Below are 25561 nucleotides of genomic sequence, written 5' to 3' on the forward strand. Positions count from 1 at the left end.
GCTGAGTTATACGCGGAGCAGGCGCATTACCACGGCGTTCAGGCTGTGGATACGCGTCGTCACTCCGCTGACTGGAGGTTTTTTGGAAGGATATGTGGCTCAGCTCGGTGTTTGATGAGCCAGAGAGGGACTGTATATGGTACCATAACCGCGATTATGGCCAGTGGACCGTGAAGGATTTCAAGCGGTAGCGTGGCCCAGAATTCATCAGTTAGGTCGAAGAGTGATAATACTACTAATGTCATCATCGGTGTGAGACACGCCGTCATCAGTGTTGTTCCGCTCGGTGCGTGTCGCAGGAGACGAGCGTACCTGTAGGGCATCTGGACCATCTTATACACTATATACAGCACGATGAGGGCGACAACGATATTGCTATCTCCACCAATTATCCCTGTTCCAGCGATGTACAGCAACCCACAGACGAGTGCGAATATGATGCCACCCTTCACATAGAATCCGAAACTGGAATCTTCTCCTTTGGGGACTAGGATTTTGATAGCTCGTTTGCGAGAATAGCTTCGCCAGTGGGCTAACAGGCTGGCCAAGGCAACCCCTGCGAGGGGGGCGGTCAGGGCTGGAGCTGGCGAAAGGAGTGCTCGACCTCCGGTGTAGATGGCGGAAATGATCCCTCCGACAAGGTATGCAATTCCGAATAGGAGGGCCATTATCCCGACGAAAACCATCATGATGAGGCCGAGTTCGCCACCGCCGCCACCACCTGAACCGGTGCCTCCTGACATCCACCGATAGGCGAGAAATTTGTTTAAGAATCCCATAGTTGATTGTTCATTGGTTTTCTTTTAAATTTTGATGTATTGTTCGGGTCTTTCAAAGGTGCGGAGGTGATGGGAGTTCTGGACCTGTGTGAGTATTGAGTCATGACAATATGGCTTTTAGAGCGTCACTGTCAGTGTTTTCTCTGCACTGCGAGTGACGCTGAGCCGCGGCGGCCGGTGCATTGCGCAGCCCGGAAAGCCCGGGCTGGCGCGCTACTGCGGCCTTGCTATTCCACGGGTGTAGCATTTCGCTGAGTTTGTTAATCTGCGCTAACCATAACTAAGAAAACATTCTGAGCTCTGGCAGCTACGCGTCACATACGCAGCCCGGATAGCCCGGGCTAGCACATCTCTGCTTTCTTGCTGCACGACGGACCTCTGCTTCGGTGGTTGCCACTCATCGCGCCCGCGCTGTCCCAGCGTCACTGCCAGTGTCTTCTCTGCACTGTGAGTGACGCTGAGCCGCGGCGCCGGGCATTGCGCAGCCCGGAAAGCCCGGGCTAGCGCGCTACCGCGGCCTTGCTGTTCCACGGGATAACCGTCGTCAACACCCGTGAAACCGCGCTTTACGCCGTTCGCGCCGCCAAGTGGGGGTAGCGATGGTTTTCGCCTGCCTGAGGCCGTTAACTGCACCCTTGCCGCTCGCTGTTCATCGGGTAGCCGCCACGTTGCCGTTCGTCGTTGTCGTCCCGACGTCGGTGACGCCCCCTGTGGGCCCGGAACGCTGCTTGTTCCGGGTCGAAGCCGCTGTTTGGCTTCGACGTCCCGCCGTCGTCGCGTGCCGCCTTCCGTGCCCGGCCGAGCGCCTTGCGCTCGGTGCTCCGCGGCGCTCGAGAGAGCGCCCCGGGCACGGCGGCACGCCGTGTCGCGGCAATTGCACCGATATTCCCCGAAACCCCACTGGAAGTTCGGGGTCGCGGTGCATGCCGCGTGGTTGAATGCGGTTGCGGTGGTGTTCCAAATCGCGTGCGACTTCGACGCGCGCGTCGTCGTTGTTCTCGCGGTTGCGGTAGCGGAGCGGTCGTTCGTCGCACGCAGACACCCGATCGTTGGATGTCGAGAATATCGTCGGACAACGAAGAGTCGAATCGGGTGTCGCGTGCTGTTCATGGTTGGTTGCGTGCCGCCCCGGGGCCCGGGTGCGCGCCGCGGCGACTTCACTCCCCGATGAACGTCGCCGCGGCCGCCGCCATGCGGTTAGGTCTCCTCATGGCGCGGGGTCGGGGCGGCACGGCTTCGCGGAGCATGGAGGCCGCGAGGTTAGGGAGTACCCTCGGTTTCGGGAGCGATCCCGGTTTCCCCCGAGGCGCGTGTGGGTGGGCGCGCCTCGCGGGGGTTTCGGGTCGCCTCCCGGTTCCGGGGTCGGGCCGTTTGTCGCCGCGTCGAATCGAGAGACGCGGCGTGATTGCGAGGAGTGCCGTTGGAGTTGGTTGGAGAAGTCGGTGTCGTTGGGCAATATGAGAAACCCAATTGGGGCCGCGGGGTTTCGTCGACGCCCGACGAAACCGCGCGGAGCCCGGACCCGTCCACTCCCTATCGTGGGAGTGGAACGGAATCCGGCACCCGATATACCCCTCGAGGGGTCGTGGGTGCCGGACACCTGTGGTGGCCCGGAACTTGGAGGGTGGTGGGCCGGTACGTGCTGGTCGGGATATGTGAAACCGCTTTGCGGCGCGAGATCCGGGAGAGCTCGCACCGGAAGCGAGCGGCCCGGACCGTGAACCGACCAGTGGCTCGATCGATATCCCCGATATACCCTCGGGGTCCGGTATACCCCCCGAATGGTGGGGTCGCGGGCCCCGAGGGTCGCGGGTGTCTCGATCGCTAGCCACGCAACGGAAGGCGCGTACAGCCCGGACCATGGAGGGTGGTGGGTGAGTTGAGAGTGTGTTGGGCGGCGCGGCGCTCCTCGTGGGTAGCTGTGCTGTCTGGAGGCCGTGAGGTCAGGGAATGCCCCGGTTTCGGGGGCGAGCCCGGTTTCCCCCGAGGCGCGTGTGGGTGGGCGCGCCTCGCGGGGGTTTCGGGCCGCTCCCGGCCCTTCCGGGGCTGGGCTGTGTTCGTCGTTTCATCCCGGTTTCGGGCCTTGTGCCCGGTCTCGGGTGAAACGTGACTGAGCGGTGTTCGTCGCTTCGTTCCGGTTTCGGGCTTGTCCCGGTTTCGGGCGAAGCGTGACTGGGCTGTGTTCGTCGTTTCATCCCGGTTTCGGGCCTTGTGCCCGGTCTCGGGTGAAACGCGGTTGAGTGGAGGTATGAGAGGAGGAACCCACCGGTTTCGGGTGCGATCACCGATATACCCCCGGCGAGCGTGGTTCTCGCGCGCGACTAACGCATGCGTCCGTCGCATAGACGCAACGAACGGTTCCGTGCGCGGGGTGGGCGCTCGCCGCGGGGTCGCGGGGCGCACCCGGTTCCGGGGGTTGGGTGCTGTGCGGGGAGATCTCGTCGCGTGGTACCCGGCAGGACCGCGGAGCGCATGCCCGCCCGGGAAGGACCGCGACCCTCGTGGAGCGTTCCACGCCACACACACACACTCGACTGATATCCCCACGTCATATGGGAAAGCCCGGAATCTCGGGTCAGCAGTGGGATAAATCGATTGACCGGGAGAGCTCGCACCGGTTATCGATTTACCCCGGTGACCCGAGGAAGCCCGTGACCCTGGAGGTGGTGGGTGGTGGTGTGCGCCAGCGTTGGATATGGGAAACCGTGCAGCGGCGTGAGCACCGGTAGCGCGGCGGGAAGGAGCGCAACGGCCCGGACCGTAACCTCGCTTGCGAGGAGTGTCGAAAGCCCGGACCCTGGAGGCGGCGGGTGGTGGGGGAGCCCGGTGTCGGGTATTATGAGAAACCCCGGCGTGGGCGCCGCTAACAGCGGCGGCCCGGACCGCCGAAGGCGCCAGCCCGGAACTTGGAGGCGGCGGGTGGTGGGGGTGTCTCTCCGCATCGTCTTCGCTGTCAGTCGGATACTGGGAATGTCGAGCCTGGATATCCCACCGTGATTGGTACCCGTCCCGGACCGCCGAAGGCGCCAGCCCGGCAGGGCAGGACCGCTCCGACCGGAGCGTTCTGTCGATCTGTCTGCGGAATGGAGGCTGTGAGGAACGGGAGTCCCGGTCGCGGGTGAGGTACCGATACGCCCCCGGCGAGCGTGGCGTCGACGCGTGCGCGACTAACGCAGCGTCCGTCGCACAGACGCAACGAACGGTTCCGCGCGCGGGGTGGGCGCTCGCCGCGGGGTCGTGGGCCGAACCCCGATATACCGGGCCGGGCTTGCTGTTTCGAGCATGGAGTTGTGCGGGCACGGCGGTCGGAAGTCGCACCGCGTGATGCAGTCGGCTCGAGGAGGTATGCAGAGTGCGCCAACGGCGGTCCAGGATCTCGGGGGACCTACGGGACACGCGATGATCCGCTATCGGCGCGCGACGGCGACGCGCGGTCGGTGTTCGTCGCGCCTATCAGGCGCGTGGTTAGATGGGGTTGCGGCTGTCAAACAACCACGACAAGAAATGGAGTGGCGGGTCAGCAGCCATGGCGAGTGCGCACATAATGAAGAACACGCTGAGCGGGCCGACTGCACGGGATGCTCCGTTCAGGAGAGCCATGATGAGACCAGCTGTGATGCCGATAGTGATGAGAACGTTGATGAACCCCAAGAGGATGCGTTTGGTGAGTGCAGTACGGGCGTATGGTGCTGCGTCGCCGAGGATGCCGCGGTCGTACCAGTGCTGTGCAGTGTCGGATGTCGAGTTGGTGGTGTTGGGAGTCATGGGTGTCTGGACGCGTCGTTCTCTACATGTGGAAATAGAGCAGCGACGCGCGGGTAAGGGTTAGACTGGGTACTGTGCTGGACGACGGTGGTTACCGGAGTTTGTATCGGAGGATGAGCATTCCTGCGGACAGCAGGAATGACATGACGCCGGTGATAGAGAGCGCAGTGCCGATGGGTGCACCGCTGCTCGTTGCGGTGGTGAATGTAGCGTAATAGATGATTCCGGCGCCGACGAAAAACATTCCAGGAACGATTGTGGCGAACATGATCAGCGTCACGGTACTCACTCCGAATGAGGTCGAACTGCTGGTGAATTGAGACATTAGGTACTCACCGTGTTCACAGTGCTGAGTTCGCGGTCGGTGCAACTGGGCTCGATGATGCGAAGTGTCGAGTACATAGTTGAACACTCACGCTCCCGCTGTGTCGCCGCGTGGGGCGGGCGCGCTTTATCGGGCCTCAGCGCGCCCGCCTCGCGCGCAGAGAGCAGAGGAGGAGCGCGCAAGCAGTACCGCCGCGCAGAGTGCCGCTTTAAGTAAGTTTTCGCGCCTGTAGGTAGCACCGCGGAAAGCTCACCGCGGAATCCGTGCGCGCGAACCGCGTGCGCGACGCGCTGTCAGAGGTGAGCAGGCTGGAAGCGCAGCGACGCGAAACTTCGCTTAATGCGGGCGCTGAGCCAGAATGCCCGGCACGGCCGCGCCGCGCGCGGCCCGAGTGAGACGCGACCGTTGCTGTGCCGTGGGTGGGTCGCGTCTCACTCGCCCGTGGGAGCCCGGAATGGGATGAAGCGCAACGGCGCGCGGCGTGGACAGCTCAGCGCGCGACGTGTTGGTTATCGAGCGGTGCAGTTGCGGTCAGCGGTCCGTGTTGGTGGTCATGTTCGACCTGCCAGCGGCGGCTCAGCGAATCTGTGATTCGCGCACAGCGCGCGACGGCGACGCGCGGTCGGTGTTCGTACGACGAGCTCTGCTCGTCGAATCAGACAGAAAGTCAAGCGCGAGGGGTGCATGCCAAAAAAGAAACCGTCACGACGGGCGTTATTCTTCGAGATGCGCCATCTGGTCGCGCGCCGCCTGGAGTGCGTCGTCGAGTGAGAGAAGACGTCGCTCGATGATTTTAGCGTCATCGTACGCTTCTGTGTGCCACTGCACCCGCCACCCATCTTGCTTCCCGGTCGGAGCGTTGAATCGAGGAACGACTTCGACGCTGTGTTCGAGGACGCCGATGTCTGCGGTGAACGTGATGCGTTCACGTTGTTTCAACGGGTGCTTCGAGTACGCGACATCCCATGCTGGGAGCGCCTCGAGGATGACTTCGATGCTGAGTTGGTTAGCGATGCAACTGTCGGTACTGCGGTTTGCACTTGACATGGAACACTCACGCCCCGAAGGGGCTACCTTAATCTTCGGGCGCCAGCCCGCGGTCGATTGCCGAGACACCGCGGCGTCGATCGCGTCATCCGAGGACAGCCAGCGCGCTCGGATTCACGCGGTGTGTGAATCCGGGTGGGCTGGCAACGCAGGCTACGCGAGCGACGGTGAGGAGCGCAGGAACCGTGTTCCGGCGACGGATTCCGCACCGGCCTCCGGTATACCCCCTTGTGGGGTCGTGGGGTCGGTGCGGAAGTCCTTGTTGCCGGGACCGCAATCGCGCCGCTGGTTGGGCTGGCGCCCGTGGCGGTGCTGAGAATGACGCGCGAGGAAGTTGCGCGCCTGAGTGCTGTTGCGGTTGATTGAAGGCGCGCAGCGGACGCGCGACCCGGGAGCGGTACTCACTGGTGGGTGTGTAGGAACCGCCAACGGCGGTTCAGCGAGAGGACCTGCCGGACCGCAGCGCGCACTGGCGCGCGACGGCGACGCGCGATCGCGTTGGCGCGCAGGCGCGCCGAACCGACCGGCTCGGGCGCGGCGAGCAAACTGTGTGGCGTCGATGCAGCGTGTGAGTGCGAGAAGAGACCGAGTGGAGTGAAGCAAAAAAGAGGACTGGGGGTTCAGTTAGGCGAGCGCCTGCATGTGGGTGATGACCGTGTTGAGCGTTGCTTCCTCGTCGGCCAGGCACGCAACCAGTTCTTCCTCGGCACTGCTGTCATCAACTACGATACCGTACTCGCCGCGAACGGTTTCACCGTCGCGTTCAACCTCCACCGGGCCGCCCCACACCGTGTGTTCCACGTCGTCGTTGGTGATTGGTTTCACCTTGATGCGTGCCCCGGTTCGAGGAGCGTACCACTCGTGGAGTGAGTCATCGCTGACTTTCGTGGCAACCTGCCATTGCTCCTTGACGCGTGGTGGGACAGTGACCTCACCGAGTCCGATAATTCGCCCGTTGTTGTCCTCGTTGAGCGTGTTATCGAACGCGAGTAGGTCACCATCCGCGTTCACTGTCTGAATGCTTGCTCGGGGCGTCACGCCCTCGTAGGTCATCGTCTCGAGGTCAAGGTCACTGTCAACGCCACCAACCGTCTCGAACGCACTGAGCGACTCATCCGCCTCAAGGCCTGTCTCACCGAGTGTGTCGTCTTCGATGTAGGTGTACACGTCCGTTGCAATCCGCTCGGCTTCCGCGCCGCTGAGAGTCACGGGGAAGCCATGCGCCGCGAAGTGCGCGATGGCGTACTGCACTGTCTCCACGTCACCGTCAATCTCCCACACCTCGTGTTCCGCGTTCCACGTCGGGTGCGCACGTTCCCAGCCCAGGTCGTCGTACTCCGCGTCTGAGTCACGACCCTGCTTGATGAGGTCTTTCGCCTCGTACGGACTGTGCACCTTGATGTCGCGCTTGTTGTATTTCTGATGAACCGTGGAATCGAACAGGTGAATGTCCTGTTCGGTTTCCGCGCTCACGACGTGTGCCTCGATTTCAGTCCCACTCACGGTGAACATCACGTTCACCGCGTCAGGGTCATCCACGTCTTCCCAGTTGGCTTCCGCATTCAGCCCATCGAACGACAGGAATTGTTCATCACGCTTGACCTGTTTCAGGTCACTGTCACCACCGAGACCTTCGAACTCGTCGGTCATCTCAGCGACCGGCGCGAGACGCTCACCTGACTCCTTGTCCGCCCACGGCCGGTACCAGCCCAGCACTTCGAACGTTTCACCGAGCACTGCTTCCTCGTAGGCCACTGCGGGACGTTCAACGAGAACGAGCGGGCGACGCCCTTCACGCTGAATCACGTCTTCCCGGAACGCGTCCGGGCTCTTGTACGTGAGTTCGTGCTGCTCAGGGCGATTGTTCAGAACCGGGATTTCCCCGTTCGGATTCGGACGCGGACAGTCCACAGCACGGTAACCGACCCACTTCTGGGCGATAACGTGTCCTTCACCGAATCCCATCTCAGGGTCATACTGATTGAAGCCAGCCATCGGCCGCGTGCCGCCTTCCGGAGCGTGGAAGAATTCGATGAGAGACGACGTTTCGAGGTCGATGAGAGCCCGACCTGGCTTCAGGAGCGGGAACGGTTTTTCGAGTTCGTTGCCCTGGAACGCTTCGTCTGCTTTCTTCTCCGATTCGTCCGTCGAGATGCCGATTTCACGAACAGTCATTGTTGGAACACTCACGCCCCCGCTTGCCTCACACAACGACGGAACTGACCACCGCCGCTGCCGCCGCGTGCGGCGCGGAGCGCGCTTCGTCGCGCCCTCCGCGCGCTCCGCGCTCGCGCGTGCGGTTCGCTGTTGGTTGTCGAAGGGGAAGCGGCGCGACATGACCACGGTGCGGTGACCCGCAGACCCGTAAGGCTATCCCCGTGTAGTAGTAGAACCGCGGAAAGCTCTGGATGGGGCCCCGCGGGCGCTTGCGGGTTGAGCGCGCGTGGGGGAGGATCCAGAGCAGCGTGGAAGCGCAGCGACGGGGTTAGCCATTACGGGTCTGGCCGCGAGCCAGAAGGCCCGGCAGGCGCGCGGCATTGCAAGCGCCGTCGCGCCTCGCGGTGTGGAGAGGCGCGACGTCTGACTGGCCCGATCACCCCCGATAACCCCGGACCCGGTATACCCCCCGAAGTGGGGGTCGGGGGTCCGGGGCGTGGGGGCGTGGGTCGCCAGACCGCCCGGAATGGGAAGAGCGGCAGTGGTCACCGCGCCGTTGGATGCTTGTCGCGCCGCGAGTCGGGTGGTGAGTTGGGTGTCGAAGGGGAGTGCCGCGCGAGAAGACCGCCGCACTGCAACGCCGCTTTAAGCACTTTTTGCGTCCGTCGCTCCGATACACCCACCGATATGCCCCCGGTATACCCCCTTGAGGGGTCGTGGGGGTCGTGGTGGGTCGTGGTGCGATCGCAACCAAAAAGTCGCTTAATGCGGGCGCTGAGCCAGAAGCCCGCGCAGGAACGCGCCTACGGCGCGCAGGGCCGACCGACGGTCGGCCCCGAGGTGCACCCGGTAAGCCCCCCGATATACCCTTGTGGTCGTGGGGGGTCGTGGGTGCGCCGAGGCTGAAAGCAGGAATGGGATGAAGCGCAGTGAAGTGCGGCGTGGTAATCTCGAGCGGGACGTGTTGGTGTGTCGGTCGCGGTGCCCGATAACCCCCGGTTACCCCGGGAAGCCACTGGAAGTCCCGGGGCGCGGGGGCGTGGGTGCCGCGACCGTGGTTGAGCGGTGATGAGGTGATGGTGTTGTTCGCTAACGGCGTTCGGCGGGTGGCGCGCGTCGAGTCGCGCGGTTCGTGTTTGTTGCACACCCCGCCGTGCGCGGGGTGTGCTGGGTGGTGCAGAGGATGGAGTGATGTTGGTGTCGCCGAAGGCAGCTCAGCGCTCCGGGGGACCCCGGAGCGCGCACTGGCGCGCGACGGCGACGCGCGATCGTGTCGTCGCGCAGGTGCGCCGAACCGACCGGCTCGGGCGCGCCGAGCAAACTGGGCGGCGCGGTTGTGGGGTGAGCGAAGCAAAAAGAAAAGCGCCGGTCACGGCGAGGGTGACCAGCGCAGGCGAAAGTGTCGCTTGGCGGGGCGAGGAGTGTGAGCGTGAGTGTTCTGGATAGTTGACTGGCTGTTCGGGGCGACGGGAGAGGAGTGATACGATGTCTCTCGGAAATCGGAGTGTTTTACGACGCGCTGCCTGTCACCCGTACTGGGTGGATGGGCGCCGCGCCGCCGTTTCTCCCTCCGGCGCGGCGCCAACGCGCCGCAGTGCCGGACGGAGCGGTCATGATGACCGATGCGAGGGGAGAGCAGAGACGTCAGCGGGAGTGGATTTCGAGGCAGCGAGTGGAGTGGTCGTGGATGACTGGTGGGTTAGAGAGTGGCAGTGAGTTCCTGGCGGGATTGCTCGATTGCGTCCGAATCGGTCGGGTGGAATGCCTCGCCGTCGGGCGTGACAGCGAGGTGGTCGGCGTCTGGCAGGAGTGGCTCCATGTGTTCGACGATGCGGTCGATGAGGTCGTCGTGTTCGGTGTGGTTGGCGAGGTCGAACATCTCGCGGACGAATTGATGGTCAGGCTGCTCGGTGTCACCGCGTTTCACGCTCATATCGATGCCGACCTGGATGAGTTGCAGGATGTTCGTGTCGGGGATTGCGAGCGCCTGTTCGATTTCGTCGGGGATGTCACGCGGTGAGGTGATGTTGCTGATAGCGGCGTCAAGCCCGCGGATGTCACCGTCGGTGACGGTGACGGGGTCGAATGCGTCGTCGAGAGCGACGTTGAGGTCGGCAAGGTCGATGCCAGCGTTGAGGAGTTGCTGGTCAGTGTCGGCTTCGACGAGCGCGTCGATGCGGTGCTGTGCAGGCTGAAGAATGGGTGCGAACGACCGCGTGAAGTACGGTGAGTAGTTTTCACCGTCGCCGTTGCAGTCGTCGCATGGCCGCGTTTCCAGCATGTCAGGGTTCACATCGCACGAGCAGGCGTCGTGGTCGCCGTGGTGGTCAGCGTCGCAAGTGTCGAGTTCTTCTTCGGGAACGACAACACGGCCTTTCCCGTTGCATGTGTCACAGTCCTCGTAGCGCCCCTGATGCTGGAACCCGTCCTGGCTGTCCTTCGGAAGACGTGCTGTGAACGGCGTAGCGAGGAATGCCGCGACCGCTTCAGCGTCGCGGATGTCCGGGCCGTCACGCGGCGGGCAGAGGTCGTGGTCGTACTTTTCGGGGTATTCGTTGCGGAGTGCGAGGATGAATCGGCGGTGGCTGCGCTTAGCGTACTGCTCGGTGCTGAGGTAGTTCGTCTTCTGGAACGTCTCCCATTCGTCAGCGTTGTCAGGTGCCCAGCGCCCGGTTGCACCCCAGTCTTCGAGGAATGAGAAGCCAGGGTCGTCGCGGGGGTGGTCAGCGTTGTTCCACTTCTTGTGTAGGAACGTGCTGACGACGCGGTTGCGGTTGTCCTCGTGCCGCCACGAGGTCTGTTCGACTTGTCGGTTACCGGCGCTGCGCTTGAAGACGCGTCGCTCGCTGCGTGTCTTGTACATTGTTGAAATCACTCCGATGTGGATTTGTGCGCGGTCTGCCTCCGCCGCGCCCTGCGTGTCCCCTAGGGCGCGGCGGAGCGGTGTCCTGTGAGCCGCGCGCGACGCGGGTTGTCGCGCGCGGCGCCGCGGTGTGGTGCTGTGGCGGTATCACAAGGAGTGCGTTAATCAGCGGTTGCTGTGTCAGCGGTGAGGTCGGCAGGAGTTTCGACAGCAGCGAGCACGCCGTCAGGATCGTTGAAAGAGTCAAGTGCGGGACCTTCCGCGTCGCGCACTTCGGCGAAGATGTCGTACGGGTCGTCCCACGGTTGCACGTCGAAGAGTCCGTACTGCACGCTGAGACAGGAGCGACAGTAGTACTCGTCGGTCGCTGGGTCAGCGTGCGTGCTGCGGTGGGAGTACCCGACTTCGAGCGGTGTGAGGTACTGCTGGCAGTCGTCGTTGCTGCACTGTGGTTGCGAGGTGAGGCGGTTCTGCTGGAATAGGCGGTAGAGCTGTCGGCCGCGCTCACCGTTGCAGTGCCGGTCACGTGCAACTGCGCTGCCGAACCAGTCGAGCCACTGGTCACGCGACACGGTGATCGTGTCGTCAGGGCCGCCGTTCGCATTGACGCGAACGCGGCCGTCGTCGAGTAGCAGGCCGCGCTGTGTGTAGCGACCGTCGTGGTACGCGCCGATGAAAGGCCGTTTGTTGGGCATAGTGGTGAAGTGGGTGTGTGCGGGTTACAGTCGGAAGTCGAGGTGTCGGTGCGAATCGTCGTTACCGTTGCATTTCCCGCCGATGTGCGACCGGACTTCCTTGAACTCGCCTGTGTAGGCGCAGTTCTCAGCGGGACAATGGTACTCGCCATCAACGTTGGTGATGCCGCCGCCTTTGCTGTGCCCGCTACGCGTCGAGTCACTCGACGCGTCGCTGGCATCGGTTGGGTCGTTGATACCGTGCGTGACGATTGGTGCTTCGAGCAGTGTGGCGAGCAGATTGATGTCTGCGACGACGTTGTGGCCGTGGTTGAACGCGGAGAGGATGATGGCGGCGACGTTGTCGGGCGTGGCGTCAGCACGCCAATAGCCGCGTTCGCCGTGGCAACTATCGTAGTTGCCGTAATCGCTGTTGTTGTCGTGCTTTCCTGGCCAGTCGAACGCCATGAAATGACCGTGTTCGATGTCGGTCTGCTTGATGAATGACGTGCAGTGCGTGTAACTCCCGTTCTGAACCTTTTCGGGAGTGTTCACGCGGACGCGCCACTCGTCGAATGTGCTGTCGTAGTAGCGCCCGTTGATGAATGCGTCTGCGTCGTCTGGCGAGTGAACGACACGGAATCCGAGTTCGTCGTTGCTGGTGAACAGCCGGATGAAAGCGTTGTTGTAGAAGAGTGCGGGAGAGTCAGCGATGATGTCGCTGATGTAGGAGATGAGGTCGTCGGTGGAAAGTCCAGTTGAAGTGTCGAGCGTGAGGTCAGCAGTAGTGGTGGGCTGTGCGTCCTGCGTGCCGCGGTGTTGCTGTTGCTGTGTCATCTGTGGTCACTCCTCCCGCGCCGCCGCGGGCATTTCCCCGCGGCGCGGCGGCGCGGGGTGTTGGTGCGGGGCGCGCCGCGTCGCTGGGATTAGTTGGGCGGCGAGACCTGTGGCTGCCCGCGGTGGGCGGCGCGCCCCGCACAGGTGCTGTGACCGGACTGATGACTGCTGGTGTGGTGGACTATCGGTGTGATCAGGGACTCCCGCGTGCGGGTTGCGCGGGAGTGGACCGCTTGACGCGACGTTGGACGTCGCGTCGTAGCGCATCGTCGCGTGGCTGATGCAGGGGATGTGGTGATGCTGGTATCGCCGACGGCGTTCAGCGAACGAAGTGAGCGCACAGCGCTTGTGCGGTTGGTGTGTGTCCGACGAGCTCTGCTCGTCGAGATGGCGAGCAGTAGTGGTGGCAGTGCGATGTGTTACCGGGGGCGAGCATCCCGCTCGAAAATAGTGCCCGGTCTCCGCAGAGACCGGGTCGAGCGGGTGCGAGTTCAGACTGAACGCTCCTCAGCAGAGGAGCGCCCCTCGGTAACCGCGGTCGGGCGAGGTGAGGCGAATCCCGCGAAAATAGGGCCCGGACTCCGCAGAGTCCGGGTCGCGGGTGAGCGAACCGCGCGAGGCTTGCCTCGCCCGACCGCGTTGCTGTCGCGGGTCCGGTGCTGTCATGGAGGTGGTGACGTATGCTGTTGCGCCGAAGGCGGCTCAGCGCGAGGACCTGCTGGACCGCAGCGCGCACCGGCGCGCGACGGTGACGCGCGATCGTGTCGTCGCGCAGGCGCGCCGAACCGACCGGCTCGGGCGCGGCGAGCAAACTAGGCGGTGCGGTGTCGTGCTGGCGACGCGCTGTGCCGACCAGGCCTACTCCGTGGTCGGGTCGGCGTGTTCTACAGCGCGTTCGACAGCATTCTCGCCGAAGAACTGTGTGAGTTCTTCGTAGTCACCAGCAACGACCCGCACCACCCACGCGCGACTGCTGTCAGCCGTTCGGTACACAGTGCGAACGCGTGAAGCAGCAGCAGTCTGCCACGCGACGTGCACGAAGGTGTCGTCGGGTATGTCGGGAACGTGCTGCGGTGGTTCAGACCGAGGAACAGTGCGCCACGTCTCTTCAACTGCCGTGTACTGTGTGGAACTCATAGGTGAAGTGAAGGGAGCCGCGATTAGTCGATGATGTTCGTTTCGGTGAGAAATAACTCGAGTCCGTCTCGTGTTATTCTTCGACTCTCCACGTCGCGTCACTCGGCACGTCCGGGTGCTGGTTCGCACCGTCCGCACCGAACAGACACCCTGCGTTGATGCACTTGATGCGCACTGCATCATCGTCATCCTGAATATCGTATCCATCACTCATCATCGGAAGTGCACCACCGCTGAGCGGCCGAATGTGCACGGTCACCAGGATGTCCGTCACATCGTTCAGTTCAACCGCCGTCTGCGTCGCCGTCCGATTCTGCCAACTCGACGCCGGCCATGCATCCTCAATGAACAGCATCACAGGAGTTTCATCATCTGCACTCCCCATCAGAAGCGTCTGCTCTGGCACCGGAATCAGCCGCTGAATACTTGGCTTGATACCGCGTCCTTGCTTGATGTCGTTCGTGATTTCGACACCACACCGCACATCCGGCTCTTCGACGCCGCTCTGCTCGTTTTCGCTCTGTGCTTCAACCAACTGCTGTTTGTTCTGAGACATCGTTCGCTCCTCGCCCGCGCCGCCGCGGGCATTGCCCCGCGGCGCGGCGGCGCGGCGAGCGCTGTCACTCAGAACGAGGCGCGCGCGAGAAGTACCGGCCGCGCAGAGCGCAGCCTTAAACCTCTTAGCGTCGCCGCAGCGCGGCGAGCGAGGTCGTACTCCGGTATACCCCGGAAGCCAACGGAAGTCCGGGGTCGCGGGTGCGACCTCGAGTCCGTCGCATCCGGTATACCCACCGATATGCCACCGTTATACCCCGGTATACCCCGGTACACCCCGGTATACCTCCGGCAGCGACGGTGATAACGGGGTCCGATATACCCCCTTGAGGGGTCGTGGGCCCCGATTATCCCGCTCGCTGCCGTGTGGTCGTGGGGTCGCGGGGTCGTGGGGTCGTGGTGGTCGCGGTGGGTCGTGGTGCGACGCAACCGTAACGGGGTTTAAGGCTGGACGCCGACCATAAGCCCGGCAGGGGGCGCGGCGCGCCCCTGTGCCCGGCGGCCTCCGATATACCCCGCGCTCGCGGGTTGAGCGCGGGGTCGTGGTGGTCGCCCGGCAGCCCGGAATGGCCAGGAGTGCGTCAGCGGCGCGCGGCCGTGGTAATCTCGAGCGCGCCGAGCGCGGTCATGGAGGTGATAACGTATGCTGTTGCGCCGAAGGCGGACCAGCGGCAGGTTTCCTGCCGCGCACAGCGCGCGGAGCTTTGCTCACGCGCGGTTGGTGTTCGTCGCGCCGCCTTGGCGGCGCTGATTAGGCGGGAGCTGGGTGTGGTCATGCCGGGTTCGCCGACGGCGTTCAGCGCTCTCGGTCTCGGGGGACCTACGGGACACGCGAAGACGTCGAGAGCGCGCACTGCGCGGCGCGCGCATCGGCTCGTGTGCGGCGTTGGTGGGAGAAGGTGGTGTTGGCCGATGCGCGCGCTCGCGGGTGTGTGTCGCCGCCGCGAGGCGGCGTGATTAGTCCGCGTTCGTCTGAGACGCGACGCGGATGTTGGTGCGACTTGAGTCGTCACCAGCGTGCGTGCACAACGCCTCGACGACGCGGCGCTTCTCAGCGTCCGTTACGTCCTCGGTGTACTGGTCATCGCGCGGATGCCAGTACGGCCCGGGGAGCACGAGTAGGTCACGATGCGGGAAATCTGGACGTTCCGGCTGGTCGATAACCCACCGTGCTTTGCGCCCTTCGTCGGTGACGAGTGACTCTGGCTCGACTGAGATGTGTGGCGCGATGAGCGTCCGGTCAGTGATGGTGACTGACAGCGGGTCACCGTTCACGGCGCCGAGGCTATCACTGCTGAGTGATGACTCGCGCGGCGCGAGTTCTTTCCGAGACGCGTACATCGTGAAATCGAACAGTGCTTCTGCCGCTGTTTCGATGCTGACTGCCTGGTCGTGCGCGACAATTTCGTTACTGTTCAGTAGCACCACGTCCACGCCAGCGTTCGCCTGGTCAACGGGGAATCGATGTCCTGCATCTGCAACGCTGTACACGAGAAGGTCGTGGCGTGCGACGTGCACCCACAGTGCTGCGTACGCGTTTTCAAGAAGTGCAGGAAGACTTTCAACTGCTTTCGCGTACAGGTCTGTGTACGCTTCATGCGTATCTGACGGGAACATGTCGAGGTTCGGTTCAAGTGCGCGAGCGCCGGTTCCACTCCAGTCGAGACCGCCGAGTTCGAAATGTAGGTTCATTGGTGAAATCCTTGTGGTTTGAATTGTTTAATTGTTAGCCGATGCACCGCTGTACTCGTCACTGACGAGCACAGGGACAACCCGTTCAACAATTGCCGCCCACCGCGAAAGCGGGTCTATCATCCCGAGCAACATGAGACAGCCAGTAACGAAATTACTCAACTCTACGCCAGTCGCTACTAACACGAATTCAACAACCCCGACCACGGCGAGCGTGCGTCGGATACCGACGTACTCGATGACAGACTGAATCACGTACGGGTACATTATAGGTAGTTACGCGCGGATGCTCTTGCAGCCGGGCTTCACGCACCGACATCCACCAGTCCCTGTCTTGCACCAGTCATGCTCACCGTCTTCGCACGGGTCTTCGCCCGACTCCGTGATGGTAACGTTAAGAACGCTCATTTGTGATTACCTCCGACCCTCGTGAACGACACTTGCTCGCTCACCGCATTCCGGGCACGTCCCGCCGACCGGGTCCGGAGTGCCGCTTGCTGGTTCCAAATCGGTACGACCGACAATGTGACCGTTTTTACACTCGTATCGAGACATAGTTCGCTCCTCGCCCGCGCCGCCGCGGGCAGTTCACCTCGCGCGGCGGCGCGGCGAGTGACACTCCCTAGTCATCCAGCGGCGCGCGCCCAAAGGCGCGGGGCTGCAACCGCAGACCCGTAAGCCCCGCGAAGAAGAGTAGAACCGCAAGGCATCGTGAAGGGGCCCCGCGTGAGTGCGGGCGGTTGACCGAACGCGGGGTAGTGTCACGAGGCCTCGCGGAAGCGCAGCGACACGCAGTGGGCATTACGGGTCTGGCGGCCGACCATAGGCCCGGCAGGGCGCGCAGCGCGCGCCCGACGCGGCGCGTCTCGTGCGGTCGGTGCGGTGAGACGCGCCGCGTCGCTACGGCAGCCCGGAATGGCCAGGAGTGCCGCAGGGCGCAGCCCCCAACGACGGCGCGCGACGCGGGCCGCAGCGGTGCGGTCGCGGGTAGCGGCCCGTATTGGTGGTCATGCTTGAACCGCCAGCGGCGGCTCAGCGAATCTCCGATTCGCGCACAGCGCGCGAGAGACGCGCGGTCGGTGTTCGCACGACGAGCTCCGCTCGTCGATACCAGGCGGAAGCTGTTCGCGGGGATGTTGGTGTCGCCGAAGGCAGCTCAGCGCTCCGGGGGACCCCGGAGCGCGCACTGGCGCGCGACGGCGACGCGCGATCGCGTCGACGGCGAAAGCCAGCGCGCATCAGCGCGCTGGTCGTCGGGGTGTTGGGCGGACTACGGCAAAAAAGAGAGCAGCGAGCGGCCGGGCTGTGCTTAGTCGCCGGCGACAGGCAGGTTCTCTTTCACGGCTTCGGCGTCCGCGGGCACCTCGTCCTCGTCGGGCGCCTCACGTTCTTCCTCCATGTCTTCGGCCCCGTCGGGCTCGACATCTTCCTCGGAGGGTTCCTCGCCGAACACCTTCTCCTTGTCTGCGAGGTCGGTCACCTTCACTTCCATCGTCGGGATGCCCTCGCTCTGGGCGTGTTTGATGATGGTTTCACCTCGGTCTGCGCCGAAGTTGGCGACGATGACGAGGTCAACGGTGCTCTCGTAGTAGTCGTCGAACGGTTCGACGTACAGTTGCTTGCGTGCCCACTCCCACGCCGCGAAGCGAGCCTCACGGTTGCTTTCCACACCGTCGTCGTCGAGGAACTGCTTCCAGTTGGTGTAGAACGGCGTCACGCCCTGCACGTCGCTGTCTTCGTCCTGTTCAGGAACGAGGTCACTGCCAGCCTCCGCGAGGTCGAGAAGGCCGTACGTGAAGTAGGAGTTCATCCCCGTGCAGATGTTGGAGATGTTCTCACGGATGGCGGCTGGGATTTCCGCCATCACGCCAGCGGCAACTTCCACGTCGGTGAGTCGTTCACCGTCGTCGGTCTGAGCGCGGTTCTCTTCGTCGTCAAGCCGTACCGGAATCTCGATGTGGACGTTAAGTTCGGACATAGTAAGTTTTCACTCCGTTCACCCGCCGTGACCCTGCTGTTCAGTGCTGGGTCTCCGGGGCTCCGCCGCCCCGTCGTCGCGGGCGTTTCAGTTGCGCGCGACGACGGGCGGTTGCTGTCTGGGTGGATGAAGGGCGGCGCGCGCACCGCGGGTTGGGGCGCGCGACGGGCTTCTCCCGCGGTTGGTGTCTTCTCCGCTGCGGTTAGACTCCAGGAATAGCACTGCGGTTAGGCTGCTTCAGCGGTGAGGTAGGTGTCTCCGCGGTTCAGGCCCAGTGTTACGAGAGGCTGGGTGTGCTGAGAGTGTCGGCGCGGTCTGCGGATGCAGTCACGGATGCACGCATGGAGGTATGAGGTTGGGAGTGCCCCGGGCGTGGCCGACGTCCCGATTACCCGCGGGGTCGCGTGTGGGTGGGCGCGACCCCGCGTCGGCGTGGGGCGTCGGCCGGTCACCCGGGGCCGGTGTGTATGTGCGTTACTCAGCAAATCGGGATCGTGGTCTCGATTTGTGGCCATGCTGGATCGCCAACGGCGGTCCAGGATCTCGGGGGACCTACTGGACACGCGATGATCCGCTATCGGCGCGCGACGGCGACGCGCGATCGCGTCGTTGCGCAGCCAGTCGGCTCGTCCCCGAGGCGACTGGCGAGCAGATCAGTGTGCGTCGAGCAGCGATGAGTATGTCGGGCTGAGAACGGCTTCGCGGAAGCGCGCCGATAGTGGGTATCTGATGGTGGCGTTGGTGGAGAGCGGGCCGCGGCTGGTGTGCTCAGGCGCGGTTCCCGGAGCGGTTCTCGGCATCGAAGGGGGGAGTGCCACGCTGGTCACGGCAGCGGTGCGTGTAGGGCGGCGAACGACGGTGGTGCAGGGAGGAGTCGGTCGCCGCTGGAGGGGATGACACACACGCGAATCTGAAAGCGAAATTCGGTGAGAAGAGAAGAAAGAAAAGAAAGTGTGACCGCTGGGTTAGCGGTCACGGTAAATTGCGTTCATGGCGGCGTTTTGGTCGTCGGTGAGGACAAGTTCGACGAATTCTGTGCGGTTGTCGAACTCGATGCGGGCGGATGCTCTCCCGTGGATGAGGAGAGCGTCGATGATGTCCTCGTTGATTGTGAATCGCCGGACAGTGTCGTGGTTGTCGATGCTGTTCACCTCCGTTCATGATAGTATTACCAACTAACTTTTATATAGGTACTCCCACCCAAACAGAGACTCGACAAGAAAACCGCCCACTGTGGAGAGGGTGCCCTGAAGGGCGGTATCACTCCTTAGTACACCTGGCACGCAGCCCCGCCACGCCGAGGCAGCGCGCCTTCGCGGCCCGGCGGCGCACGGGGCTGCGCTGAGTGGCACCCACGGTGCGTGGGTGCCCGGTTCGTGAGCGAAAGTTGTGGCGGCGCACGGCAACGGCAGGGCGGTCGGTGGAGTCCCGGTGCGACGCCGCCTGTCTGTTCCAAGGAGATGCAGTGCCGATAGCAGTAGTAGTCAGATGGAATCATGCTGGGCCCGCCAACGGCGGTGCAGCGTGAGGGACCCCGGCAGTGTTGGGGTCGCTCACGCGCTATCGACGTGCGATTTACGCGCGGTTGATCGTCGCGCCCATCGGGCGCGTGATTAAGCGGTGTCGAGCGGGGCGGGGCGGGGCGGGGCGGGGCGTTACGCGAACACGCCGAGGGCGTACGTCCCGCCGCGCATCCACGTCGTGAACCGCGTGTCGTGGCTGAACTCGTCAGAAAGCGCTTCAATCGCATCCCGCTCGCTGCTAATCGACTCGCCTCGATGCGCCGTGAACACGAAGATGACGCGTTCACGCCCGTCTCGGTCGTCCGGGTTCGTCTCGTGCAACACCTTGCTGACGATGACATCATCGCTCACCGTATCAAGACCAGCAACGAGCATGCTGGCAACTTCTTGCTCGAGGTCGTCGTACAGGTCGGGAGCGCCGAATGGGGTAACGTTGGATTTCATAGTGAATTGAAGGTTGAAGAGGGGGTTAGTCGCGGATGATACGGAATTCGTCGCGGTTCTCTTCGTAGAATTCCATCCCGGTCTCGGTGATGAGCACCGTGTCGTCTTCGGCGTACTCCTGCCGAGTTTCAGTGAACCCGGCACGAATAAGCGTGCACACATCCGGGTTACGCCCTTCACTGAACATTTCACGTTCAAGTTCGTACATGCGCTCTTTCTGAAGCCCCGGGCGGTCATCGCAACCTGGCTTCTCGGAAGCCACTTCAACCATCCTGTAGAACAGTTCACGGTCGTCGAAATCGAGGTCAACCACGTTCCCCGTGACGAGTCGTTCGATGCCTTGTGCAACGCGTTTCACCAGTCCAAGAGATTGTTTCACACTCATTGTTGAACTCCTCAAGGGCGTCCGCCGCGCCCTTCGGTTTCCCTAGGGCGCGGCGGCGCCGTCGTGTACGTCGAAAGGGGCGCGCGGCCGCGTGGAGCGCGTAAAGCGCAGCCTTAAACCCCTTAGCGTCGCCGCAGCGCGGCGAGCGAGGTCGCACTCCGGTATACCCCGGAAGCCAACGGAAGTCCGGGGTCGCGGGTGCGACCTCGAGTCCGTCGCATCCGGTACACCCACCGATATGCCGCACGGCCCGATACGCCCCGATAACCCCCGATATACCGCCGCGGTCGTCGCGTGATACCTCCGGTATACCCCCTTGTGGGGTCGCGGGGGATATCCGCGACGACGCGAGCGGTCGCGGGGGCGCGGGGTCGTGGGTCGGGCGGTCGTGGTGGGTCGTGGTGCGACGCAACCGTAACGGGGTTTAAGGCTGGACGCCGACCATAAGCCCGGCAGGGCGCACGGCGTGCGCCCGAAGGCCGACCGGTACACCCCGTGCTCGCGGGTTGAGCGCGGGGTCGTGGTCGGCCCGCCCGGAATGGCCAGGAGTGCGTCAGCGGCACGCGCTCCGGCGGGACGCGGCCGCGGGCGCCGCTCGCGGTTGCCGGGCTCACTGGTGGTCATGTTGGGACTGCCAGCGGCGGCTCAGCGAATCTCCGATTCGCGCACAGCGCGCGGAGCTTTGCTCACGCGCGGTTGGTGTTCGTCGCGCCGCCTTGGCGGCGCTGATTAGGCGGGAGCTGGGTGCGGTTATGACGAGGGTTGTGCGACGGATGTCGCAACCAGCGCGCGACGGCAACGCGCGGTCGGTGTGTGTACGACGAGCTCCGCTCGTCGAATCAGGCGGTAGGTGTTCACGGGTATGCTGTTTCGCCGAAGGCAGATCAGCGCGAGGACCTACGGGACCGCAGCGCGCACTGCGCGCGACGGCGACGCGCGGTCGGTGTTCGTCGCGCAGGTTTCCTGCGCGAGATCGTGACGGTACGGTAGCGGTTGCGGTGCGGGTCTGGACACGAGTGAGGGCGCGTCCTCACTCGTCGTCAGGCTCCCAGTCCTCGGGTGGTTCCCGACGTGGTGGGTCGGTTGGAGAGACACCCCCTCGAACTCTGCCATCGATGGTTTTCACGTATCCGCACTCGCCCGTACAACTCTCAGTGGAGCAGTCTGCCGGGGTATCCGTGCTGTTGTGTTTCTGCCGCGTTCCGTCGCACCCTTTAACCGGGCAGGGGCCGAGGTCCGTCGTTCCGTACCAGTCAGCGGACATTGTACCTGGTTTCCGAGTCGCTACGGGGAATATCCGTTCCGTCGGTCACTTCTCCATCCAAGAAAGCGCGCGCGAGCAACGCGTGCGCCTCGGTCTGGCGGTGCGGGAGAGAAGTGACCGAGCGCAGTGCGACACTCGCCAGCCAGCGCGCGGCGGTTGCAGTGCGGGTAGCACTGGAAGGGCGGGTGCGGGACGGTTATCCTCGTAGCGACTCTCCAGTGTACAATGGCGTGTCCGCTGACTGGTCGGACACGCAACCTCGGTTCTCTCCCGGTTGTGCGACGGGCGCGCTCACAACAGCACCCCCGGCAAGGTGCTCCCTGAGAGATGGCGAGTGCAATACTGAAAACCGCTGATGGCACTGAGGGGGTGTCTCACCTCCCACCACGTCGGGAACCCTCTGGACGGGAGCGGTTGCTGGTGCGGGACTCATTGGGAATCATGCTGGGACTGCCAGCGGCGGTTCAGCGAATCTGTGATTCGCGCACTGCGCGCGACGGCGACGCGCGGTTGGTGTGTGTCCGACGAGCTCCGCTCGTCGAATCAGGCGGTAGGTGTTCACGGGTATGTTGGTCTCGCCGAAGGCGGCTCAGCGCGAGGACCTGCCGGACCGCAGCGCGCACCGACGCGCGACGGCGACGCGCGATCGCGTTGGCGCGCAGGCGCGCCGAACCAACCGGCTCGGGCGCGGCGAGCAAACTGTGCGGTGGTGACTCGGTGAGCAACACACGCACCTGAAAACAAATGCGTGCCGCGCTCCGCGTCACCCCACCCCTGCCACCCGTTACGTTGAACAGAGACGTGAGAAGCGCCTCGCTCAGGTCATCAGGTTGCGTGCTTCCTGTTCACTGAGTCCCTCGAGGGTGCTGATGGCCTTCGCGGTTGCGTCACGTCGGCCATCCTCTGTCGGTTCGTACTGCGGGTGAACCTTCCCGAACGTGTCCACCGCGTACACCTCTTCGTGGTCCACGAAGGGGGCAAGTGCGTCTGCGAGCACCTCACGGACGTCATCGTCACGCTCGATGACCGCCTCAACCACGCGCAGCACTTTCCGGACACTCGGGTCTTCATCGCCGACCTGCTGCTTCACCAGGCCGTTGAGAGCCTTCTGAATCACGATGATTTCGCGCTCACTCGGCTCATCGGGAACAGCCGAGTTGTCATCATCGAGGAACGGCCCGAACGTCCGTTCCGTGTCGGAATATCCCGTGAATTCATCACTGAGAAACTCCACAACCTCCGGTGCGCATCGAAGGTCAGGACCACAACTCACGTAATCCCACTTGCACTCATTGGGCGCAACGTTCCGCAGAGTGCCGATGAACTGTCGCGCTGCCTCCTCGTGGAACTCATCGACGTTCACCCACACGTCTCTCTCATCGCACTCCCACTCGTCTTTGTTCTGCGTAGGCATCCATCGAATTTCGTTTGTTTTCTCGAAGTCATCGTGGGTGCGCGGGTGCACCGCCTCACTCCATTTCCCGGCGAGCCCCGCACTCACCACGACATCACCGTTCGTCCAATACGACTTATCTTCGTACTTCCGCGACTTCGTTTGTTTGACGAACTGCTCACCGAACGCGAAACTGGATTTCGTAACAGGCATTGGAATCAACTCACGCTCACTCGCGCCAACCCGACCTACCCACCGCGGGCGGTCGGCTGTCCCCGCGCCGCTCGCGGCGCGGGAACTCGCTCGACGCGAGTTCACCCCACCTGTTTGAGGCACTTCCCGAGTAGGGCTATTCGTCACGGCGGGGCCGCCGATACACCCCGATATACCCCGGTCACCCCGGACCGGGCCCGATATACCCCGGAAGCCGACGGAAGTCCGGGGTCGTGGGTCCGGCCTCGGGGCGCGGGGTCGCGGGGTCGTGGCGGCCGCGACGTGATCGTCTGCGTCGACGCAGACGCAGTTGGGATCGTGTGGAAGGGACCCGCGCCGCGGGTTGGCGCGGGTAGGGTCCGCCGATGCCGACTGGGTCGGCGTCGTAAGCGGCGAGTCCGAGCATAGTCCGTCGCGGAGAATCGGGTCGTGAACAGCGCGACTGTCGCCGAGACGCTCGCTGTCAGCGAGCAGCACTCGGCGGCACCAAGCGGTGGAGCGCCGAAAGCCCGATTAGCGACGCAACGCGCAGGCGAAAGGCAAACAGGCAAGCTCGCTCGCCTGCGGTGTTGTGCGGAGAGGCGAGCGAGCAGTCTGGGGAAACTCGCGGCGACCGAAAGCCCATACCGGGAAGTGCCGAGTATATTGGGGTTGGCAGACCCCTGGGAAACCTGCGGCGCCGCAACCGGAAGGGGCCCCGCGCTCGCCTGCGGTGTTGTGCGGAGAGGCGAGCGTGGGGTTAGGTGTCCGTGTGAGGCGTCTCCGCAGAGCAGTGCCCCGTCCGTCACGCGTCCCGCGACGCGGGGTGTCGCGGGGCGCTGATCGCAACGGAAGTCGCCGCTACCGCGGCGACCGCGCGTGACCCTCGCGGAAGCGCGCGCGGCGCTGCGCAAGAGAGAAGCACTGGAGGAATGCCCCGGTGACCCCAAATCCGCGAAACCTGCCACTGCTGGCAGGTGCGAGAACCGCGGTCGCGCGGGTTGCGACCGCGGAAGCACAGCAGCCAGGTACGTGAACCGGCGGCGCTCGCGGGTTGAGCGCCCCGGAAGGCGTCGAAAGCCCGGTCCGTGGAACGGGGGCGCGGGGTTCGGGTGGGAGCGGTGGAATGCGCCCAGTCCTGGGTGAGAACCGTCTCTCGGTAGCCGAGGCAACGACCCGTCCGTCAGCCTCGGCTGACGCAACGGAAACCCACCGCCGCGGGTTGGCGGTGGGTCGTGGCGTAGTCTCGGGAGAGACACGGAAGCGCAAGCGTAGTGCTTCGGCGGAAACGGCGGACTCGCCAGTGAACCGTGGTGACGCGGGTGAGCGCCACCGCGAACGCAACGACGTCCGTGAGCACCGGCGCTCGCGCGGGTCAGCGCGGTGAGCAAGACTCCTCCGGCTTCCGCCGAATGGAAACGCCGGTGCGGAAAACACGCACACCAGTAGGTCGATCCCGGTCTTCGCTCGGCCTGATTCCCCACTTGCCGTTCCTGCGACCCGTTGCGGGGGCGAGTGGTGGTTATGCTGGGACTGCCAGCGGCGGCTCAGCGAATCTCCGATTCGCGCACTGCGCGCGACGGCGACGCGCGGTCGGTGTATGTTCGAGAATCTCGTGGTTGTGTGGCGAGGTTCTCGAGGAAGAACCGGTGAGAGGCGGCTGCGTCAGAACAGCGACAGGGACACGTCCTTGTCGTGGAGTTCGTCAGCCGCCTCAAGTGCGTCTGCGACAGCATCGATGAGAGGCTGGTCAGACACATGCGGGCCGTCAGACCCGAGTCCGTCAACCGTGTCAACGTGCACGTTTCCGGAGAGGATGGTAGCGTTTCGTTCGTATCCGACTTCCTCCAACAGACTGCCGTAGAGCTTCTGGAGGTTGCACGCCAGTTGTCGTGAGATATTTTCGTGAAGGGTCACCCACGCGCCTTCGTAGAACATCCGAACTGCGTACTGCTGTTTGTCCTCGGTGCCACCGGTCTGAGTGTGCTGTTTCACAGACATCTGTAGAACACGTCCGCCCCCGTCGCGGGGCACTCTTTGATGCCCGCGACGGGAAGGACTCTGAGGAAGGCGCGCTGGGGCGTGTGAGCAACAGGGGAGAGGGTGGTGAGACCCCGTAAGGGTTTCTCGCCGCTGTGCGGAGGCGATGCTCGCCTAAAGCGACCAGCACGGGAGCGACGGCGAGCAGGTGCCCTGAGGACAGCACCGCAGGGGCACCGGAACCCATTACGGGGTCTCAGAGCTGGGTCTCAACCCTCCCCTGTCAGCGAACCGCCACGCGCCTGACGGCGTGCGGTCCGCGGGAGGAGGTGATGACGTATGCTGTTGCGCCGAAGGCGGCTCAGCGGCAGGTCTCCTGCCGCGCACAGCGCGCGGAGCTCTGCTCACGCGCGGTCGGTGTTCGTCGCGCCGCCTCGGCGGCGCTGATCAGGCGGGAGGTGGTTGTGGGAATGCTGGTGTTGCCGAAGGCAGATCAGCGCTCGACGGAGGAGAGCGCGCACTACGCGCGACGGCGACGCGCGGTCGGTGGTTGTCGCGCAGCTCCGCTGCG

19 protein-coding genes are annotated in these 25561 nt (G+C 63.9%); all 19 read right to left on the reverse strand.

The window, feature by feature from the left end:
• Positions 1-59 precede the first annotated feature (59 nt).
• A complete protein-coding gene (locus tag QYL91_RS17610; RefSeq protein ID WP_302083280.1) occupies positions 60-779 on the reverse strand; it encodes a hypothetical protein in 720 nt (239 codons plus the stop codon).
• 623 nt (positions 780-1402) lie between these two features.
• Positions 1403-1630, reverse strand: coding sequence for a hypothetical protein (locus tag QYL91_RS17615; RefSeq protein ID WP_302083282.1), 228 nt, complete (start codon positions 1628-1630; stop codon positions 1403-1405).
• A 2614-nt stretch (positions 1631-4244) separates the two neighbouring features.
• Positions 4245-4544, reverse strand: a complete 300-nt coding sequence (locus tag QYL91_RS17620) for a hypothetical protein (protein ID WP_302083284.1) — start codon at positions 4542-4544, stop codon at positions 4245-4247.
• A gap of 91 nt (positions 4545-4635) precedes the next feature.
• Entirely contained in the window at positions 4636-4869 is a 234-nt protein-coding gene (locus tag QYL91_RS17625) for a hypothetical protein (protein ID WP_302083286.1), read from the reverse strand.
• 714 nt (positions 4870-5583) lie between these two features.
• Complete coding sequence (locus tag QYL91_RS17630) at positions 5584-5916, reverse strand: hypothetical protein (protein ID WP_302083288.1); 333 nt, start codon at positions 5914-5916, stop codon at positions 5584-5586.
• Positions 5917-6540: 624 nt separating this feature from the next.
• Positions 6541-8091, reverse strand: a complete 1551-nt coding sequence (locus QYL91_RS17635) for a hypothetical protein (protein WP_302083290.1) — start codon at positions 8089-8091, stop codon at positions 6541-6543.
• A gap of 1681 nt (positions 8092-9772) precedes the next feature.
• Complete coding sequence (locus QYL91_RS17640; RefSeq protein ID WP_302083292.1) at positions 9773-10936, reverse strand: hypothetical protein; 1164 nt, start codon at positions 10934-10936, stop codon at positions 9773-9775.
• A gap of 161 nt (positions 10937-11097) precedes the next feature.
• Positions 11098-11631 carry a hypothetical protein gene (locus tag QYL91_RS17645; protein ID WP_302083293.1) on the reverse strand — a complete coding sequence of 178 codons (534 nt, stop codon included), beginning with the start codon at positions 11629-11631 and terminating at the stop codon, positions 11098-11100.
• A 24-nt stretch (positions 11632-11655) separates the two neighbouring features.
• Complete coding sequence (locus QYL91_RS17650; protein WP_302083296.1) at positions 11656-12447, reverse strand: hypothetical protein; 792 nt, start codon at positions 12445-12447, stop codon at positions 11656-11658.
• 858 nt (positions 12448-13305) lie between these two features.
• On the reverse strand, positions 13306-13584 hold the full coding sequence (locus QYL91_RS17655) for a hypothetical protein (RefSeq protein ID WP_302083298.1): 279 nt from the start codon (positions 13582-13584) through the stop codon (positions 13306-13308).
• A 73-nt stretch (positions 13585-13657) separates the two neighbouring features.
• Positions 13658-14140, reverse strand: coding sequence for a hypothetical protein (locus QYL91_RS17660; RefSeq protein WP_302083300.1), 483 nt, complete (start codon positions 14138-14140; stop codon positions 13658-13660).
• 956 nt (positions 14141-15096) lie between these two features.
• A complete protein-coding gene (locus QYL91_RS17665) occupies positions 15097-15831 on the reverse strand; it encodes a hypothetical protein (RefSeq protein WP_302083302.1) in 735 nt (244 codons plus the stop codon).
• A 27-nt stretch (positions 15832-15858) separates the two neighbouring features.
• Positions 15859-16098, reverse strand: coding sequence for a hypothetical protein (locus QYL91_RS17670; RefSeq protein ID WP_302083304.1), 240 nt, complete (start codon positions 16096-16098; stop codon positions 15859-15861).
• 1042 nt (positions 16099-17140) lie between these two features.
• Positions 17141-17809 carry a hypothetical protein gene (locus QYL91_RS17675; RefSeq protein WP_302083306.1) on the reverse strand — a complete coding sequence of 223 codons (669 nt, stop codon included), beginning with the start codon at positions 17807-17809 and terminating at the stop codon, positions 17141-17143.
• Between the two features lie 965 nt (positions 17810-18774).
• Positions 18775-18960 carry a hypothetical protein gene (locus QYL91_RS17680; RefSeq protein WP_302083308.1) on the reverse strand — a complete coding sequence of 62 codons (186 nt, stop codon included), beginning with the start codon at positions 18958-18960 and terminating at the stop codon, positions 18775-18777.
• A 504-nt stretch (positions 18961-19464) separates the two neighbouring features.
• Positions 19465-19776: a hypothetical protein gene (locus QYL91_RS17685; RefSeq protein ID WP_302083310.1), complete on the reverse strand. Its 312-nt coding sequence runs from the start codon at positions 19774-19776 to the stop codon at positions 19465-19467.
• A 25-nt stretch (positions 19777-19801) separates the two neighbouring features.
• A complete protein-coding gene (locus QYL91_RS17690) occupies positions 19802-20161 on the reverse strand; it encodes a hypothetical protein (protein ID WP_302083312.1) in 360 nt (119 codons plus the stop codon).
• 2081 nt (positions 20162-22242) lie between these two features.
• On the reverse strand, positions 22243-23031 hold the full coding sequence (locus QYL91_RS17695; RefSeq protein WP_302083314.1) for a hypothetical protein: 789 nt from the start codon (positions 23029-23031) through the stop codon (positions 22243-22245).
• A 1644-nt stretch (positions 23032-24675) separates the two neighbouring features.
• Complete coding sequence (locus tag QYL91_RS17700; RefSeq protein WP_302083316.1) at positions 24676-25011, reverse strand: hypothetical protein; 336 nt, start codon at positions 25009-25011, stop codon at positions 24676-24678.
• Positions 25012-25561: the final 550 nt, after the last annotated feature.

The organism is Salinibaculum rarum, from assembly GCF_030505615.1.
In the GTDB taxonomy this organism is placed as follows: domain Archaea; phylum Halobacteriota; class Halobacteria; order Halobacteriales; family Haloarculaceae; genus Salinibaculum; species Salinibaculum rarum.

Bases quoted from the DNA above. Each gene is read 5' to 3' on its own strand.
- QYL91_RS17685 (WP_302083310.1), bottom strand. From the start codon at position 19,776: ATGAAATCCAACGTTACCCCATTCGGCGCTCCCGACCTGTACGACGAC.
- QYL91_RS17610 (WP_302083280.1), bottom strand. From the start codon at position 779: ATGGGATTCTTAAACAAATTTCTCGCCTATCGGTGGATGTCAGGAGGC.
- QYL91_RS17665 (WP_302083302.1), bottom strand. From the start codon at position 15,831: ATGAACCTACATTTCGAACTCGGCGGTCTCGACTGGAGTGGAACCGGC.
- QYL91_RS17630 (WP_302083288.1), bottom strand. From the start codon at position 5,916: ATGTCAAGTGCAAACCGCAGTACCGACAGTTGCATCGCTAACCAACTC.
- QYL91_RS17635 (WP_302083290.1), bottom strand. From the start codon at position 8,091: ATGACTGTTCGTGAAATCGGCATCTCGACGGACGAATCGGAGAAGAAA.
- QYL91_RS17620 (WP_302083284.1), bottom strand. From the start codon at position 4,544: ATGACTCCCAACACCACCAACTCGACATCCGACACTGCACAGCACTGG.
- QYL91_RS17655 (WP_302083298.1), bottom strand. From the start codon at position 13,584: ATGAGTTCCACACAGTACACGGCAGTTGAAGAGACGTGGCGCACTGTT.
- QYL91_RS17645 (WP_302083293.1), bottom strand. From the start codon at position 11,631: ATGCCCAACAAACGGCCTTTCATCGGCGCGTACCACGACGGTCGCTAC.
- QYL91_RS17640 (WP_302083292.1), bottom strand. From the start codon at position 10,936: ATGTACAAGACACGCAGCGAGCGACGCGTCTTCAAGCGCAGCGCCGGT.
- QYL91_RS17625 (WP_302083286.1), bottom strand. From the start codon at position 4,869: ATGTCTCAATTCACCAGCAGTTCGACCTCATTCGGAGTGAGTACCGTG.
- QYL91_RS17660 (WP_302083300.1), bottom strand. From the start codon at position 14,140: ATGTCTCAGAACAAACAGCAGTTGGTTGAAGCACAGAGCGAAAACGAG.
- QYL91_RS17670 (WP_302083304.1), bottom strand. From the start codon at position 16,098: ATGTACCCGTACGTGATTCAGTCTGTCATCGAGTACGTCGGTATCCGA.
- QYL91_RS17690 (WP_302083312.1), bottom strand. From the start codon at position 20,161: ATGAGTGTGAAACAATCTCTTGGACTGGTGAAACGCGTTGCACAAGGC.
- QYL91_RS17650 (WP_302083296.1), bottom strand. From the start codon at position 12,447: ATGACACAGCAACAGCAACACCGCGGCACGCAGGACGCACAGCCCACC.
- QYL91_RS17695 (WP_302083314.1), bottom strand. From the start codon at position 23,031: ATGCCTGTTACGAAATCCAGTTTCGCGTTCGGTGAGCAGTTCGTCAAA.
- QYL91_RS17675 (WP_302083306.1), bottom strand. From the start codon at position 17,809: ATGTCCGAACTTAACGTCCACATCGAGATTCCGGTACGGCTTGACGAC.
- QYL91_RS17700 (WP_302083316.1), bottom strand. From the start codon at position 25,011: ATGTCTGTGAAACAGCACACTCAGACCGGTGGCACCGAGGACAAACAG.